General features: G+C 68.7%; 15 protein-coding genes. 5 read left to right on the plus strand and 10 right to left on the minus strand.

Translation table 11 applies throughout. The features are described from left to right. The first annotated feature begins 157 nt into the window (after positions 1 to 157). Entirely contained in the window at positions 158 to 1,531 is a 1,374-nt protein-coding gene (locus tag AC3EO7_RS22140) for an FAD-dependent oxidoreductase (protein ID WP_435592291.1), read from the plus strand. Positions 1,532 to 1,537: 6 nt separating this feature from the next. Here AC3EO7_RS22140 and AC3EO7_RS22145 read toward each other — a convergent pair whose 3' ends face one another. Both AC3EO7_RS22145 and AC3EO7_RS22150 read right to left on the minus strand, forming a co-directional pair. Continuing rightward, positions 1,538 to 1,951: a nitroreductase/quinone reductase family protein gene (locus tag AC3EO7_RS22145; protein WP_431965640.1), complete on the minus strand. Its 414-nt coding sequence runs from the start codon at positions 1,949 to 1,951 to the stop codon at positions 1,538 to 1,540. A gap of 67 nt (positions 1,952 to 2,018) precedes the next feature. Continuing rightward, positions 2,019 to 2,408 carry an ankyrin repeat domain-containing protein gene (locus AC3EO7_RS22150; RefSeq protein ID WP_431965642.1) on the minus strand — a complete coding sequence of 130 codons (390 nt, stop codon included), beginning with the start codon at positions 2,406 to 2,408 and terminating at the stop codon, positions 2,019 to 2,021. 95 nt (positions 2,409 to 2,503) lie between these two features. On the opposite strand from AC3EO7_RS22150, the gene AC3EO7_RS22155 reads away from it, so the two are divergent. After that, positions 2,504 to 2,737, plus strand: a complete 234-nt coding sequence (locus AC3EO7_RS22155; RefSeq protein ID WP_431965644.1) for a hypothetical protein — start codon at positions 2,504 to 2,506, stop codon at positions 2,735 to 2,737. 57 nt (positions 2,738 to 2,794) lie between these two features. Here the strand turns inward: AC3EO7_RS22155 and AC3EO7_RS22160 are convergent, their stop codons facing one another. Next, positions 2,795 to 3,421, minus strand: coding sequence for a UdgX family uracil-DNA binding protein (locus AC3EO7_RS22160; RefSeq protein ID WP_431965646.1), 627 nt, complete (start codon positions 3,419 to 3,421; stop codon positions 2,795 to 2,797). Positions 3,422 to 3,450: 29 nt separating this feature from the next. Next, positions 3,451 to 4,614, minus strand: a complete 1,164-nt coding sequence (locus tag AC3EO7_RS22165) for a glutamate--cysteine ligase 2 (RefSeq protein ID WP_431965648.1) — start codon at positions 4,612 to 4,614, stop codon at positions 3,451 to 3,453. Positions 4,615 to 4,753: 139 nt separating this feature from the next. On the opposite strand from AC3EO7_RS22165, the gene AC3EO7_RS22170 reads away from it, so the two are divergent. After that, positions 4,754 to 7,657 (plus strand): UPF0182 family protein, encoded by a 2,904-nt coding sequence (locus tag AC3EO7_RS22170; RefSeq protein WP_431965650.1) that lies wholly within the window; start codon positions 4,754 to 4,756, stop codon positions 7,655 to 7,657. A gap of 34 nt (positions 7,658 to 7,691) precedes the next feature. On the opposite strand, the gene AC3EO7_RS22175 is transcribed toward AC3EO7_RS22170, so the two are convergent. After that, complete coding sequence (locus AC3EO7_RS22175; protein ID WP_431965652.1) at positions 7,692 to 8,804, minus strand: CapA family protein; 1,113 nt, start codon at positions 8,802 to 8,804, stop codon at positions 7,692 to 7,694. Positions 8,805 to 8,843: 39 nt separating this feature from the next. Here AC3EO7_RS22175 and AC3EO7_RS22180 point away from each other — a divergent pair, with 39 nt between their 5' ends. Continuing rightward, the gene (locus AC3EO7_RS22180; protein WP_431965654.1) at positions 8,844 to 9,602 is read left to right on the plus strand and encodes a Mut7-C RNAse domain-containing protein; all 759 of its coding nucleotides are present in this window, start codon (positions 8,844 to 8,846) and stop codon (positions 9,600 to 9,602) included. 2 nt (positions 9,603 to 9,604) lie between these two features. Here AC3EO7_RS22180 and AC3EO7_RS22185 read toward each other — a convergent pair whose 3' ends face one another. The 5 genes from AC3EO7_RS22185 to AC3EO7_RS22205 all read right to left on the minus strand — a co-directional run bounded on the left by AC3EO7_RS22185 (position 9,605) and on the right by AC3EO7_RS22205 (position 14,441). Continuing rightward, positions 9,605 to 10,048 carry a nuclear transport factor 2 family protein gene (locus AC3EO7_RS22185; protein WP_435592292.1) on the minus strand — a complete coding sequence of 148 codons (444 nt, stop codon included), beginning with the start codon at positions 10,046 to 10,048 and terminating at the stop codon, positions 9,605 to 9,607. Between the two features lie 177 nt (positions 10,049 to 10,225). Further along, positions 10,226 to 10,927, minus strand: coding sequence for a TetR/AcrR family transcriptional regulator (locus AC3EO7_RS22190; protein WP_431965658.1), 702 nt, complete (start codon positions 10,925 to 10,927; stop codon positions 10,226 to 10,228). A 99-nt stretch (positions 10,928 to 11,026) separates the two neighbouring features. After that, positions 11,027 to 12,622 (minus strand): GMC oxidoreductase, encoded by a 1,596-nt coding sequence (locus tag AC3EO7_RS22195; protein ID WP_435592293.1) that lies wholly within the window; start codon positions 12,620 to 12,622, stop codon positions 11,027 to 11,029. An 87-nt stretch (positions 12,623 to 12,709) separates the two neighbouring features. Next, positions 12,710 to 13,993: a lipase family protein gene (locus AC3EO7_RS22200; RefSeq protein WP_435592320.1), complete on the minus strand. Its 1,284-nt coding sequence runs from the start codon at positions 13,991 to 13,993 to the stop codon at positions 12,710 to 12,712. Between the two features lie 304 nt (positions 13,994 to 14,297). Next, entirely contained in the window at positions 14,298 to 14,441 is a 144-nt protein-coding gene (locus tag AC3EO7_RS22205; protein ID WP_431965662.1) for a hypothetical protein, read from the minus strand. Positions 14,442 to 14,609: 168 nt separating this feature from the next. On the opposite strand from AC3EO7_RS22205, the gene AC3EO7_RS22210 reads away from it, so the two are divergent. Next, positions 14,610 to 15,278, plus strand: coding sequence for a cyclase family protein (locus tag AC3EO7_RS22210; protein ID WP_435592294.1), 669 nt, complete (start codon positions 14,610 to 14,612; stop codon positions 15,276 to 15,278). The last annotated feature ends 25 nt before the right edge of the window (positions 15,279 to 15,303 follow it).

The following is a 15,303-nucleotide window of genomic DNA, read 5'->3' on the forward strand; positions in this document are numbered from 1 at the left end:
GTAGTGAGCGAACGGAGTGAGCGAACCATGTGCCAGCGCGCTTCGCGCATGCCCGAGCCGAGCGTCAGCGAGGCGCGGGCATGAGCGAACGGAGTGAGCGAACCATGTGCCAGCGCGCTTCGCGCATGCCCGAGCCGAGCGTCAGCGAGGCGCAGGCATGAGCGAACGTCTGGTCGTCATCGGCGCGGACGCGACAGGTATGTCGGCGGCCTCCCAGGCCCGCCGCATGGCCGGTCCGCGCGAGCTGGAGATCGTCGTGTTCGAGCGCGGCGGCTTCACCTCCTATTCCGCGTGCGGGATCCCGTACTGGGTGGGCGGTCTGGTCGCCGAACGCGACGCCCTCATCGCGCGCACCGCCGCCGAACATCGCGCCCGCGACATCGATCTGCGCCTGCACACCGAGGTGCTCGAGATCGATGTGGCCGAGCGACACGTTCGAGTCCGTGACCTCGGGTCCGGCCACGAATCGTGGACCGGCTACGACAAACTCGTGATCGCCACCGGCGCACGCCCGATCCGTCCCGCGCTGCCCGGCATCGACGCCGCCGGTGTGCACGGTGTGCAGACCCTCGACGACGGGCAGGCGCTGATCGACACGCTCACCTCCATCGAGGGCAAGCGGGCCGTCGTGGTCGGGGCGGGCTACATCGGCGTGGAGATGGCGGAGGCGCTGATCCATCGCGGGTACGAGGTGACGGTGCTCGATCGCGGCGCCGAACCGATGTCGACGCTGGATCCGGACATGGGCGCGCTGGTCCGAACGGCCATGTGCGGGTTGGGCATCGAGATCGTCGGCGAAGCGGAGGTCACCGCGATCCGGACCGACGAGGCGGGCCGCGTCCGCGCCGTCGCCACCGCCGAGGGCGACTATCCCGCCGACGTGGTGGTGCTCGGCATCGGCGTGCGGCCCGAGACCACGCTGGCTCGCGTGGCGGGTCTGCCGCTCGGCGAGCACGGCGGGCTGCTCACCGATCTGTCGATGCGGGTGCGCGGCCACGAGAACATCTGGGCGGGCGGCGACTGCGTGGAGGTGCTCGACCTGATCTCCGGCCGCAGCCGCCACATCCCGCTCGGCACCCACGCGAACAAGCACGGCCAGATCATCGGCGCGAGCATCGGCGGGGGATACGCGACCTTCCCCGGCGTGGTCGGCACCGCTGTCAGCAAGGTCTGCGATCTCGAGGTGGCCAGGACCGGGCTGCGCGAAAAGGACGCGCGGGCGGCGGGATTGCAGTACGTGACCGTCACCGTCGAGTCGACCAGCCGCGCGGGCTACTACCCCGACGCCGCGCCGATGACCGTGAAGATGCTGGCCGAACGCCGCACCGGGCGATTGCTCGGCGTGCAGATCGTCGGCCGCGAGGGTGCGGGCAAGCGGGTCGACATCGCCGCGGTCGCGCTCACCGCCCGGATGACCGTCGAAGAGATGACCGCCCTCGATCTCGGCTACGCGCCGCCCTACTCGCCGGTGTGGGATCCGGTGCTGGTGGCGGCGCGCAAGGCCGTGTCGGAGGTGCGGCGGCGCGGCTGAGCCGGGTCAGGCCGCGCTGCGCCGGACGCCGACTATCGGGATGACGCGGGTGGTCTTGCGGCGGTACTCGCCGAAGGCGGGCATGAGCTCCACCATCCGGTCGTAGAGTTCGTCGCGTTCGGGTCCGGTGACGAACTCGGCGGCGGCGCGGAACTTTTCGGTGCCGACCTCGATGGTGAGCTCCGGCGTCGCCCGCAGGTTGTGATACCAGGCGGGATGGCGATCGGCGCCGCCGTTGGACGCGACGAGCACCATCCGGTCGCCGTCGGGCAGATAGACCAGGGGATTGGTGATCTGCCGTCCGGACTTGGCGCCGGTGGTGGTGATCAGCACCATGTTGGTCCTGCCCTCGAACATGCCGCCGACGCGGCCGCCGTTGGCGCGGAATTCCTCGATCACCTGTGCGTTGAAGTCGCTCATCTCGTTCCTGTCCGGTCGCGGTTGCTCCACGGCCAACCTCGGGCCGGCCGTGGAAATTCCGCCCGGCTCAGTCGAGCGCGTCGAGTAGCTCCGTCTTGCCGAACATGGTCGCCGCGTCCCTCGCCGACGGTGTGCCCGCGTCCGGATCGGCTCCCGCGGCGACGAGCAGGCGGACGATCTCGTCCTCGCCTTTGAACACGGCGCCCGCCAGCGGTGTCTGGCCCTTGTCGTTGGCGCGGTTGGGGTCGGCGCCGCGTACCAGCAGTACCGCGACCGCGTCGCGGTGACCGTGGTAGCTGGCGAGCATGACGAGGCTGTCGCCGTGGTCGTTGGTGAGGTCCGCGGGTACTCCGGCGTCGACGTGAGCGGCCAGCGCGTCGGCGTCGCCGTGACGCGCCAGGTCGAAGACCTTGCTCGCCGATTCGATCACTTTGTCCGCATCGGAATCGTGGCTCACCAGCCCTTCCTACCAGGTTCCCGGTTTCGCCGGGCCGACGTCGGGTACCGCGCCAGCAGATCACGCCGTACCACGACAACCAGGAGGTGAGCTCGATGCCGGTATGCGACACCTGCGGCAACGATTACGACAAGACGTTCACGGTCACCAGGAACGGCTCGTCGGCGACGTTCGACAGCTTCGAATGCGCGGTCACCGCGCTGGCGCCGACCTGCGAGCACTGCTCGTGCCGGATTCTCGGTCACGGCGTGCAGGCCGGCGAGCGGATCTTCTGCTGTGCGCACTGCGCGCGGGTGGCGGGTATCAAGGAACTCGTCGATCACGCCTGAGGCGAGCGCGTTTCCTGAAGCGGGTCGAGCGTCGGGCCGAGCGTGGACGATCCGCGCTCAGCCCGCGCCGATCGCGGCGCGCACCGCCCGCAGATCCGCGACGAACCCTTCGTAGGCCTTCGCGCGGTCGGGTGCGCGCAGCACCGCCGAAGGATGCACCGTGGCGACGACTCGATAGTCGTCGGCGAACACCACTTGGCCGCGTTCCTCGCTCACCTTGAACGAGGAACCCAGCACCGCTTTGGCCGCGACCGCGCCCAGGCAGACCACGAGCTCCGGCCGCACCGCGTCCAGCTCGGCGGTGAGCCACGGCGTGCACGCGACCACCTCGGTGCGCCCGGGCGTCTTGTGGATGCGCCGCTTGCCGCGCTCCTCGAACTTGAAGTGCTTGACCGCGTTGGTCACATAGACGGTGTCGCGAGCGATGCCGACCTCGTCCAGCGCCTTGTCCAGCAGACGCCCGGCGGGGCCGACGAAGGGGTGTCCTTCGATGTCCTCCCGGTCGCCTGGTTGTTCACCCACCACGACGACGGACGCGGTCGCGGGACCTTCGCCGAAAACGGTCTGGGTCGCGTCGCGATACAGCAGGCAACCGTGGCAGCCGCACGAGGCCGCGCGCAGCGTGTCCAAGTCCGCGCCTTCGGGGACGAATTCCTCGGCGCCCGGCACTTTTCGGGTAGCCATCAACGGCTCCCTCCGCCGACGATCGGCAATTACCTGAGCGGGCTACCCGCGCCTGCCTCGCCGAAACCGAGCGGCGGCTCCTCGGGCAGCGCACAGCCCTCCAGGGTGGCCTCGGACAGTTCGGCGATCACCGCGGCGACGTCGTCACCACCGGCACGGAAGGCGCGCAGCTGACGCATCGCGCCGTTGCCGCGCTCGAGCACCGCGGCGATGGTGTCGGCGACGAACTCGCGATCGCCGAGTTCCTTCAGGGCGGGTTCGACGTGTTCCACCAGTTCCGCCAGCAGGTCGCGGGCCGGCAGCACGCGCCCGTCCATCGGCGCGACCGCGTCGCCGTCGATGCCGCTTCTCGCCGCCTTCCAATAGGCCGCGCGCAGCATCTCCGCCGCGACGGCCGGTGCCGTCCTGCCCTCGTCCAGCGACTGGCGCGCCATCATCACCGTCGCGCGCACCAGGGTGGCGAGCAGCGTCGTCTCGGCCACCGTCGCGGGCACATCGCTGACCCGGATCTCCACGGTCGGATAGGTGATCGACCGGCGCACGTCCCAATAGACCATCCGCTCGTCGAGCATGATGCCGCTGGACAGCATCATCGCGACCAGGTCGTCGTAGTCGTCCGCGCAACGGAAGTACGGCGGCGGTCCCGCACTCGGCCAGCGTCGCCACAGAATGTTGCGCCAGCTCTTGTACCCGGTCTCCGCGCCGCGATAGATCGCCGAATTGGCGGTGAGCGCGAGAAACAGCGGCAGCCACGGCCGCAGGTAGTTGCTCACCTGCACGGCGGTCTCACGATCGGGCACGGCCACGTGCACGTGGCAGCCGCACAGTCCCTGCTCTTGGGCGAGCATCCCGAAGCCGTCGGCGATGCGGCGGTAGCGCGGGGTGTCGGTGACGGGGTAGTGCAGCGGAATCGTCGGCGGGATCGCCACGGCGAGCAGGCGGGCGTCGTTCATCTCGGCGCAGGAGGCGACGCCGCGGCGCAGATCGCGCAGTTGCTGTGCGAGATCGCCGGTGCGGGTGTGCACGCCGGTGTTCGTCTCGATCTGACAGCGCGTCAGCTCCAGCTGTAGGTCGAGCCCGAGGTCCCCGGCGGTCCGAGCGACCGCGTCGTTCTTGGCGGTGGGCGCCCCTGTGCGTGGATCAGCGAGGAGGAATTCCTCCTCGACTCCGACCGTAGACGAGTCCACGTCCATGTGGGTAGGTTACCGCGCTGACCTGAGCTTACGTATCGAGCTCCTGCTATTTCGCACGTCGGCCCCGGTAGAATCGGACCAGTCGGTCACGCGTCGGCCGTGCACCCCTTCGGCCTGCGCAGCCACGGGAGAGTGGGATATGAGCGCACGCGACGGCCTCGGTCTGCGGCGGTTGCCGCGCGGCATTCGGGTACTGGTGATCACCGCCGCGCTGTTCGTCGCGACGTTGCTGATCCTCCCGCGATTGGTCGGGGTCTACGTCAACTGGCTGTGGTTCGGCGAAGTCGGATTCCGCGGCGTCTGGCTCACCGTGTTGCTCACCCGGCTGTCGCTGTTCGTCATCGTCGGGCTGCTCATCGGCGGCGCCCTCTTCGGGGCCATGTGGCTCGCGTTCCGCTCCCGGCCGCTCGTCGTACCGGCCTCCGAGGAGGAAGACGTTCTCCGTCCGTACCGCGACATGGTGCTCCGGCGGCCACGGCTGTTCGGCGTCGGGATCGCCGCCGCGCTGGGGATTCTGTGCGGTCTCATCGGACAATCCGGCTGGGTGACGGTTCAACTGTTCCTGCACGGCGGATCCTTCGGCATCACGGATCCCCAATTCGGCCACGACATCGGCTTTTACGTCTTCGACCTGCCCTTCTACCGGTTGCTGCTGAACTGGTTGTTCGTCGCCACCGTCCTCGCGTTCCTGGCTTGCCTCGCGGCGCACTACCTGTTCGGGGGACTGCGGTTGTCGGGAAGCTCTCCGGGGCTGACCCACCCGGCCCGCGTCCAACTCGCGGTGCTCGCAGGCACATTCGTCACGTTGAAAGCGGCCGCCTACTGGCTCGACCGCTACTCGCTGCTCTCGACCCGCAGCAAGGAACCCACCTTCGCCGGCCCCGGCTACACCGATATCAACGCGGTGCTCCCCGCCCGGCTCATTCTCTTCGCGATCGCCGTCATCTGCGCCGCGGCGGTCTTCGCCGCCGTGGTGGTCCGCGACCTGCGCATCCCGGCGATGGCCGCGGCGCTGCTGCTGTTGTCCTCGATCCTGGTGGGCGCGGTCTGGCCGCTGGCCGTCGAGCAACTCTCGGTGCGCCCGAATGCCGCCGATATGGAGCGCGTCTACATCGAACGCAACATCACGGCCACCAGGCAGGCGTACGGAATCGGCAGCGACCATGTCGAATACAAGGACTATCCCGGGATCGGCACCAAACCGCCGCCGGAGGTGCCCGCGGATGTGACGACGATCGCCAACGCCCGCCTGCTCGACCCGAACGTGCTCTCGCGCACTTTCACCCAGCAACAACAGCTGAAGAACTTCTACAGCTTCCCCGCGCATCTGGACCTGGATCGGTATCCCATCGAGGGACAGTTGCGCGACTACGTGGTGGCCGCCCGCGAGCTCACACCGACCGCGCTGAGCGGCAACCAGCGGCACTGGGTCAATCGGCACACCGTCTACACCCACGGCAACGGGTTCGTCGCGGCGCCGGCCAATCGCGTCAACGCCGCGGTCCGCGAGGCGGCGGGCGACGCCGCGAGCAGCAACAGCGGGTACCCGATCTACACCGTGAGCGACATCGCCTCGCAATCCTCCGGGCACCAGGTGATTCCGGTGGATCAGCCGCGCATCTATTTCGGTGAAGTGATCGCCCAGGACGATCCCGACTACGCCATCGTCGGCGGCGGCACCGAATCCCGCGAGTACGATACCGATACGACCAAGTACACCTACACCGGCGCGGGCGGGGTGCCGATCGGGAACTGGTTCAACCGCTTGGCATTCGCACTCACCTACAGCGAGCGAAACATCGTCTTCTCCAAGGCGATCGGTTCCGGATCGAAGATCATCTTCAATCGGGATCCGCGCCATCGCGTCGAACTGGTCGCGCCGTGGCTGACCACCGACCACAACCCCTATCCCGCCGTCGTGAACGGCCGGATCGTCTGGATCGTGGACGCGTACACCACGATCGACGGCTACCCCTACGCCAAGCACACCTCCCTCGAGGCCCTCGAGCCGGGCGAGCAGCCCGGCACGGGATCGCATCGGGATATCTCCTATCTGCGGAACTCGATCAAGGCCACCGTCGACGCCTACGACGGCACGGTCACCCTCTACCAGGTCGATCAGCACGACCCGGTCCTCGCCGCGTGGATGAAGGTGTTCCCCGGTACGGTCGAACCCGAGTCGTCGATCAGCCCGGAACTGCGGGCCCACTTCCGTTATCCGGAGGACCAATTCGAGGTGCAGCGCGAGATGCTGGCCAAGTACCACGTGGACGAACCGCGAGAGTTCTTCACCACCAACGCTTTCTGGTCGGTGCCCAGCGATCCGACCGTCGAGGCCAATCCGCACCAGCCCCCGTTCTACGTCCTCGCCGGTGATGCCGACACCGCCAGGCCGACGTTCCGGCTCGCCACCGCGATGGTCGGGTTCAACAGGGAGTTCCTGTCCGCCTACGTCTCCGCCGATTCCGATCCGCAGAACTATGGCAAGATCACCGTTTTGCAGCTGCCCACCGACAGCATCACCCAGGGCCCGCAGCAGATCCAGAACTCGATGATCTCCGACACCAGGGTGGCGTCCGAGCGGACGTTGCTGGAGCGATCGAACCGGATCCAGTACGGCAACCTGCTGACGCTGCCGATCGCTGACGGCGGTGTGCTCTACGTCGAACCGCTGTTCACCGAACGGATCTCGACGACGCCGGACGGATCGACGTTCCCGCAGCTGGCGCGGGTGCTGGTCAGCTACCGCGAGCCCGGCACCGGCGGCGTGCTCGTCGGCTACGCGCCGACCATCGCCGAGGCGCTCGACCAGGTGTTCGGCCCCGCGACCGGCAGGCTGGCCACTGCGCCCGGCGGCGGGCCGGGGGCGCCGCCGCCGCCTGGCCAGCATCCGTCACCGGCGCCGTCGCCGCCACCTCCGCAGGCCCCGCCGCCGGTGGATCAGGCGAAGATCGCCGAACTCAACGCGCAGATCGACGCCATGCGCGAGGCGCTGAATCGTCTTCAGCAGCAGCTCAACGAGCTCGGTATTCCCGGTCGATAGTCGTTGTCCCCGAAGGCGTTCACCGCGTCGATCCTCAGTGATACGCCGCCGGATACACCACCGGAAGGTCGTCGGGCCGCGCGGCGACGCGGGTGTCGAATCCGCGGCTGATGTCCGCCATCGTGTCGCACAGCCAACGGGATTCGTCGTATCCGGCCGATTGGAGGCGCATGTTCCGCATCCGCAGCGGAATCAGGCGCACCTCGATCTCGGAATCCACCGTGACGAGGAACAACAGCCGAAGATCGGTGCGGTATCGCGCATGGCCCCCGATGCCTTCGTAGTCGTCGACGACGTCGCCGCACCCGTACAGAATCGGTTTGCCGCGGTAGAACTCGATCGGCCGCGGATGGTGTGCCGAATGCCCGTGCACCACATCGACTCCCGCATCGATCAACCGATGCGCGAAGCGTCGTTCGCTCGGTGTCACCCGGTAGCCCCAATTGGGCCCCCAGTGGATGGAGACGATCGCGACGTCCTGTGGGCGGGTGTACGCCGTCACCGTCTCCGCGATCTCGTCGGTCGCGGCGAGGCTCGGGGCGTCGCCGACCCGCCACAGTCCCGGCCGGTCGTGCTGCGCCGCCCAATATTCCGGAACCCCGCTCGATCCCGCGGCGACCGACACGATCACCGCCCGTCGCCTGTCGTCGAGTTCGGCTGTCGCGGGGGCACGGGCGCCGTCGAGATCCTCGCCGGCTCCGGCGTGGTCGACGCGAGCGGCATCGAGCGTGCGGAGGGTGTCGGTGAGTCCGCGCACGCCGAAATCCAGCACGTGGTTGTTGGCCAGCGCGCAGACGACCGGCGCGATGACGGTCAGCACCGGCACGTTGCGCGGGTTCATCCGATAGTGGATGCCTTTGGCGGGAGCGAACGTCCCGCCCGCGGTGATCGCGGTTTCCAGATTGATCAATCGCACGTCGGCCAGCGCGAGAAACGGCAGGGCGTCACCCCACGGCGCGCGGAAGTCCACGGGACGGGTGAGCGGGCCGTTGGCATTCTCGGCCAGCTGCACATACGTGCGCGCGTCCTCGACGAATCGTTCGCGCAGCGCCGGGTCGCCGGGATGCGGCAGGACCTGATCCATCCCGCGGCCCAGCATGACGTCGCCGCCGAGTAGCACCGTCGGCATACCACCATTGTCGATCACCGATCGGTCGCGCGCCTCGACCGGGACGACAATGGTCCTATGACCGCCGGTGTCGAACTGCGCGTGTACGCCGAGCTGAACGATTTCCTGCCCCCGGACGTCCGGTTCACGGCGCAGCGGCGGCCGATGCGTCCGCATCAGACCGTGAAAGACATCGTGGAGGCCGCGGGCATCCCGCACACCGAGGTCGATCTGTTGCTGGTGAACGGCGCGTCGGTCGGCTTCGGCCACCACCCGTGCCCCGGCGATCGGCTCGCCGCGTACCCGATGTTCGAAACGCTGGACGTCGGGCCGCTGACTCGGGTGCGCGCCCGCCCGCTGCGCGATCCGCGCTTCGTCGTCGACGTCAATCTGGGCGGGCTCGCGCGGCTGCTGCGGCTGCTGGGAATGGACGTCCGCTGCGAATGGGACGCCGAGGACGCCGTGCTGGCCGAGATCGCGGCCGCCGAGCACCGGATCCTGCTGACTCGCGACCGCGGACTGCTCGAACGCCGCAATGTCACCCACGGTGTGTTCGTGCACGCGGACCGTCCGTTCGAGCAGGTCGTCGAGGTGATCCGCCGTCTCGACCTGACCGGTCGGCTCGCGCCGTTCAGTCGCTGTGTGCGCTGCGGCGGCGTCGTCACCGATGTGGCCAAGGACGACGTCATCGATCGGATCCCGCCGCTGACCCGCCGCTACTACGACGACTTCCGGCGATGCGCGCAGTGCGGCCGCGTCTACTGGGCGGGCTCGCATCAGCGGCGGCTCGACGACCTGGTCGCCCGCGTTCGCGCCGCGACCGGGTCACCGCGCTGAGGTCAGAGACCCTTCTCCTGGCCCGCGAGGAACATGTAGCTCTTCTCCTCGACGCGCCGCCGAATGCGCCACCGACCCTCGACGCGGGCGAAGGTGTCGAGGTACCACAGCCCGCACAGCATCAGGCTCTGCGCGCCGTTCTCGCCCGCGACGAGCATCGGGTTGTGGCACATGGTGCGCGCGGTCGCGGTGTCGCCGTCCACCGTGATGGAGGAATTGCCGACCAAGTGCTGGAAAGCGGGGAAATTCGGGAGGACGTCGGCCAGGAATTTCTTGGTCGAGGCCAGATCGCCCGCCGGTCCGCCCATCGCGGTGTAGTCGATGTGCGCGTCGGCGGTGAAGATCTCGTCGAGCAGATCCCACTGCCGAGTGTCGACCGCGTGCGAATACCGGACCATCAGATCCTCGATCTCGAGCCGATCCGAAATCTCCTGCAACGACAGCATGGGTGCCTCCGAAGGTGCGACGGCGGGGCCTCGCCCCACCCTAGAACACGTTCCTATCTCGTGGACCGGTCCGCGCGCTGCCGTTCGTCGGAAATACCGGACCACACGGAGCCACGCGAGCGTCACCTCGCCCCACCCGCTAAACCATCCGCGCGGGCCTCATCGAGCCGTGACGCGCTACGGCTGGTCCGTGGCGACCGGGTCGTGCGGTGCCTGCTCGCCGGTGTCGGGGCCGGGGGAGTAGGGCGAGACGATCGCGGGACTCCAGGTGAAAGGTGCTGTGTCGGCGGTGAGCGGGCGTCCGGCGGCCGCCGCGAAAGGCTCGTTGTTCCCCGTCATCCGGGTGATCGTGCGTTCGAGCGCCGGGAGGATCTCGGTGATCTCGAGATCGTCGTGCGCGAAACGGCCGACCAGGGCGTAGACCATATTGCTCAGCACGAGCCCGACGTCGGCGATGTAGTCGGCGTCGATGCCCGCGAACAGGGTGCTCGCGGCGGGCAGGACGGCGTCGAAGCCCTGGGTGTCGAGTCGCTGGCCGCCGGGTCCGGAGCGCGCGCGGTAGTAGGCCACCAGCATCCGGGGATTGTCCTCCCACGGCTCGAACACGTACCGGACCATCCGCACCAGACCGTCGGCCAGCGACTCGTTCTCACGCGGCGGCGCCATCTCGGTGTAGATGTTGGCGGCCATCCACTGTTCGACCGCGGCCAGGATCAGCTCGTCCCGGGTCGGATACAGCTTGTAGACCGTGGCCAGCGAGACGTGCGCCTGTTTCGCGACAGCGCGCAACTGGACCGCGTCGTAGCCGTCGGAATCGAGCAGCGACAACACGGTGTCGATGATCTTCGTTGCTGGATCGCTCTCGCCTGTCCTGGCCACCTCGCTACGGTAATCCAGGGCGCCGGTGCGTCCCGGCATCTCGCGAGTGCGCCGAGGCCGCCGCCCCCCTCCACAGTGCGGCGGCATCGGCGCATCGCGTCAGATACGTGTACCCACGTCGCGGGCGACGAGGTTGTCCAAGGCCCGTTCGGCGACCGCCGCGATGGTCATCGAGGGATTGCAGGCGGCGGTGCTGCCGGGCATCAGCGCACCGTCGAGCACGTAGAGCCCCGGTTGGTCGTGGACCCGGCCGTCCAGGTCGCACACCGCGCCCATGCTCGCCCCGCCCAGCGGATGCCAGGTCGAGGGGAACAGGGCGTTGGTGTCCAGCAGGACGCCGCCGGGTCCGGCGATCTCGTGGACGGCCGGACCGATGTGGTTGTCCTGGATGCCGCGGTCACCGTCCTCCGGCCAGTGCAGTATCGCGTCGTCGCGCGCCGCGTCGTAGCCGAACGCGCCGCGCCCGTCGCTGACGCCGTAGCCGACCATCATGGTGCTGGCGACGTCGAGCGACAGCGGCGGGATGGACGCCTGGATCACGGTGTAGGCGGCCCGTGGATCGGCCCAGTTCTTGCTGCCGTAGATCACCGGGCCGCCTTGCGGCGCACCGAATCCCGCGGCGGGATCGGCCCACACGTAGATGCGGTCGGCGTTGGTGCCCCAGCCTTGGCCGAGGCCGTCGGGCAGGTCGGGGATCAGGCCCTTGGCGCCTGCGCGCACCAGCAATCGGGTGGTGTTCAGGCTTCCGGCGGCCATGATCAACGCACCGGTGGTGAGGACCTTGTGCCCGACCACGGCGCCGGTGGTGTCCAGGTGTTGCACGTGCACGATCCAGCGACCGTCGGGTGCGCGTTCGACGTCGGTCACCTCGTGCAGTGTCTCGACCCGCACCAGCCCGGTGGCTTCGGCGGCGGCGATGTAGGTGACGTCGACGGAATGCTTGCCGCCGTTGTTGACGCCCATCGCTCCGTCGCCGTTGGTGTAGGACGCCTTCATCTCCCCGCGCAGTTCGGCCAGCGCGAAATCCCAGTCGATCGGCATCGGGATCTTCGACAGCGGCATCCCGGCCGCACGCACACGGTCGGCGAAAACCCTTGCCGCCCGATAGTTCTCGGTCGCGATCAATTCGTCCGGCGCTTCGGCCAGACCGAGCATCCGCGCCACCCTCGGGTAGTGCACCCGGTTCATGGTGGCCCAGTCCAGCTCCTGCGGAAAATGCGCGTCGAACACGTGCTCGGCGGGTTGCAGCGACATGCCCTGGTAGACCAGCGACCCGCCACCGACTCCCGCGGCGCACAGCGCCGTCATGTTCACGCCGGGCACCGCCTCCACCAGACCGGTGTAGGGCTCGAACGCGAGAGGCTTGCCGAACAGGTTCGGGCTCGACCTGCACCACAGCAACCGTTTGTCCGGCGCGGAGGCGCGGGGAAAGGTCTCCGCGTTCGGCCCGGTGGGCCAGCGCAGGCCGCGCTCGAGCACCGTCACCGGTACGCCTGCTTGCGCCAAGCGCAGTGCGCTGACTCCGCCGCCGAACCCGGAACCGACTACGACGACGCGGTGCTCTTCATAGGTCAGCGGAACGCTGCTGACCCGCGCGGCGACCGGAGCGGGCACCCCGATCGAACGAGCGCCGAACAGTACGGCGCCCGCTGCGGCGGCGCCGGTCAACATCGACCGGCGCGAGATTGCTTTCATGACAGGACCTTCGGGGTGATCGTCGGCCACCGCGCGGTTCGGCGGCGGCCCCTTGGCGTGCGCCGCGTCGTTGCGGCGCACGGGAATTCAGTCGAGGGTGCAGCCGGCGACCGGTTTGCCTGCGAGGCGATCGAGCAGGTAAGTGATCGCGTTGTCGGGGCCGAAGCCGTCGATCAGTTCCGGTCCGAAGTGGTTGGGGATCGTGGCGCCGGAGAAGATCGGCGGCAGGTCGTTGGTGCGGAAGGTGACGGTGGCCCCGTTGGCGCACCAGTCTTCGGCGAGCCGGCGGGCCTGGTTGTAGGGGACGGTGTCGTCGTTGAGGCCGCTGGTGATCAGTACCGGTGTGGTGGGCGTCAGGGTGCCGACGCGGAGTTCGCTCAGCGCGCGCGCCGCCTCGGGAATCGCGTGCAGATGTTCGGTGAGTGATCGGCCGTCGATCGTCAGCGAGCTGGTCTGCAGGAAGGGGTGGTGGGTGATGACGTCGCCGATACACGAGGTGCTGAGCGTGTCCAGCATGGCGCGTCCGGCGGGACTGGTCACCCGGTCGACTGCCGTGTGCAGCTCGGGGTAGCGCGCGAGCATGCCGTTGATGGCGAATCCGATGGCGCCGCCGATCAGCGCGCCGTCGATGCGCTCGAGGATCTTCGCCAGATCCGCGACTGGCCCGCCTGCCCAGGTGCCCTTCAGATTCAGCTCCGGCGCGTAGCTCGGCTGCATCTCCGCCGCCGCGGCGGCCGCGCCGCCGCCTTGCGAGTAGCCCCAGAACACCAGGGGGGTTTCCGGTCCGACGCCCGCCAGGTTGTTGGCCGCGCGTGCGCCGTCGAGCATGGCGTGTGCGCCCTCGATGCGATTGGCGAAGGTGTGGATGCCCGGGGTGCCCAGGCCGATGTAGTCGGTCACCAGAACTCTGGCGCCGAGCGCGCTCCACACCGCGGACGACGGGAGTTCCTGATTCGCCGACAGCCCGGGCGACGGATCGGTGAACAACGCCATTCCGGTCGAGAACGCCACCGACATCGCGCACCGGTCGGCCTGACCCGAGGTGCCGGGGCCGATGACAACGGTCGGGCGCGGGCCCTCTCCCTGCCAGGGACCGGTGGCGTCGATGAACGTTCCTGTCACCGCGACCGGCGACCCGTCCTGGAGCCGCGTCGTGTACATGACGTGCTGCGCTTGCCCCGGCCATCCCGCGACCGTGGGGGCGGTCGCGAACAGCGGCATCGGCTGGGTCTTGATGATCGCGCCTGGGCCGGACGGGATCTGGGCGGGCGGAGTGTAGAAGGCGCTGACCTCGTCGGCCGCCGCTTCCTTGATGTCCATCCCGACCCCGGCTACGGCGGTGGCACAGGCCAAGGCCACCGCCGCCGCCATTCGACCGGCCCGCGGTAGCGACCCGGACCGCGAACGTCCTTCGTGCTGTCGAAGCATCGATAACTCTCCGTGAACTCCGCCCCCGGCGCCGTCGCCGGAGTGCCCTGTATCGCATCGCGTCTGCGGGATGACACCCGTCACAGCCGCGATGCGGTGTACAGTAACATGGTTACTGCAAGGTGCGAATCCAATCGGTCTCAGAATCTGGGGAGTCACTCGAACGAAGAAGCCAGATCCAGCCGTGCCGGGACGTGCCGGATGACCGTAGCGTCGGTCAACGCGAAAAGTGATGTGCGCGAAGGAATTACGGCAGCGTTGCCAGCGCGTCCGCCGCGAGGGCGGCGAGGTCGCGGGGCAGCACACGGGTCACATCGAGGGCGCCACTCGCCTCGACGATCCGGGCGACCTCGTCGATATCGCCGGCTGTGAGGCACTCGCGACGAATCATGTTCGCCAACCGGCCATCCCGCGAGCGGCCGGGCGAGGAAAGGCCACTCGTCGCGGACGGCGGCCGCCATCAGCACGCTGAGCAGATCGGCGCACACGTCCACGCCGGGCGTCATCAACGCGCTTCGAGTGACCGCCACGGACCTGTTCGCCCGGTACGGTCGCACATATGAGCAAGGCGATCGTGGAGCTGTCCCACCCGATCTCCGACGGCATGCTCACCTACCCCGGTCTGCCTGGGCCGCGAGTCACCACGGAGGTTTCGCGGGAGCGGTCGCCGCTGATCGACATGATGTACGACATCGCACGCGTGAACATGGTCGGCAACACCGGGACCCATATCGATGCACCGTTCCATTTCCATGCCCGCGGCGTCGATATCGCCGAGCTGCCGCTGGAGCGGCTGCTCAACGTGCGGATCGTCATGATCCGTGCGGAGGGGGTCCGCGCGGTGGGACCGGATGCGCTCGGCGACCCGGCACGACTGTGGGGCAGGGCGGTGCTCGTGCACACCGGATGGTCGGCCCGGTGGGGCTCGCCCGCCTACCTCGGGCCGGGGCATCCGTTCCTGGTGGGCGAGGTCGCGGAGGCGCTGGTGGCCGCGAACGTGGCGCTGGTCGGCATCGATTCGCTCGATATCGACGACACGTCCCTGCCGACGCGACCGTGCCACCACACACTGCTCGGCGCGGGCATCCCGATCATCGAGCACATGACGAACCTCGACGCGGTCCCGAACACCGGCGCCCGGCTGGTCGCGCTGCCCGCGCCGATACACGGGATGGGCACGTTCCCGGTGCGCGCGGTCGCCTGGACCGACCACGGCGTCGGTCGCTGATCAGGCATCGTTCGTGCCGTGCGAG

It is taken from the genome of Nocardia sp. bgisy118, from assembly GCF_057708605.1.

What these genes read in the sequence shown, in the direction of transcription:
- AC3EO7_RS22205 (WP_431965662.1), bottom strand. Translation starts at nt 14,441, where the DNA reads ATGATTCGTCGCGAGTGCCTCACAGCCGGCGATATCGACGAGGTCGCC.
- AC3EO7_RS22160 (WP_431965646.1), bottom strand. Translation starts at nt 3,421, where the DNA reads ATGGCTACCCGAAAAGTGCCGGGCGCCGAGGAATTCGTCCCCGAAGGC.
- AC3EO7_RS22185 (WP_435592292.1), bottom strand. Translation starts at nt 10,048, where the DNA reads ATGCTGTCGTTGCAGGAGATTTCGGATCGGCTCGAGATCGAGGATCTG.
- AC3EO7_RS22170 (WP_431965650.1), top strand. Translation starts at nt 4,754, where the DNA reads ATGAGCGCACGCGACGGCCTCGGTCTGCGGCGGTTGCCGCGCGGCATT.
- AC3EO7_RS22140 (WP_435592291.1), top strand. Translation starts at nt 158, where the DNA reads ATGAGCGAACGTCTGGTCGTCATCGGCGCGGACGCGACAGGTATGTCG.
- AC3EO7_RS22165 (WP_431965648.1), bottom strand. Translation starts at nt 4,614, where the DNA reads ATGGACGTGGACTCGTCTACGGTCGGAGTCGAGGAGGAATTCCTCCTC.
- AC3EO7_RS22200 (WP_435592320.1), bottom strand. Translation starts at nt 13,993, where the DNA reads ATGGCGGCGGCGGTGGCCTTGGCCTGTGCCACCGCCGTAGCCGGGGTC.
- AC3EO7_RS22145 (WP_431965640.1), bottom strand. Translation starts at nt 1,951, where the DNA reads ATGAGCGACTTCAACGCACAGGTGATCGAGGAATTCCGCGCCAACGGC.
- AC3EO7_RS22155 (WP_431965644.1), top strand. Translation starts at nt 2,504, where the DNA reads ATGCCGGTATGCGACACCTGCGGCAACGATTACGACAAGACGTTCACG.
- AC3EO7_RS22180 (WP_431965654.1), top strand. Translation starts at nt 8,844, where the DNA reads ATGACCGCCGGTGTCGAACTGCGCGTGTACGCCGAGCTGAACGATTTC.
- AC3EO7_RS22195 (WP_435592293.1), bottom strand. Translation starts at nt 12,622, where the DNA reads ATGAAAGCAATCTCGCGCCGGTCGATGTTGACCGGCGCCGCCGCAGCG.
- AC3EO7_RS22210 (WP_435592294.1), top strand. Translation starts at nt 14,610, where the DNA reads ATGAGCAAGGCGATCGTGGAGCTGTCCCACCCGATCTCCGACGGCATG.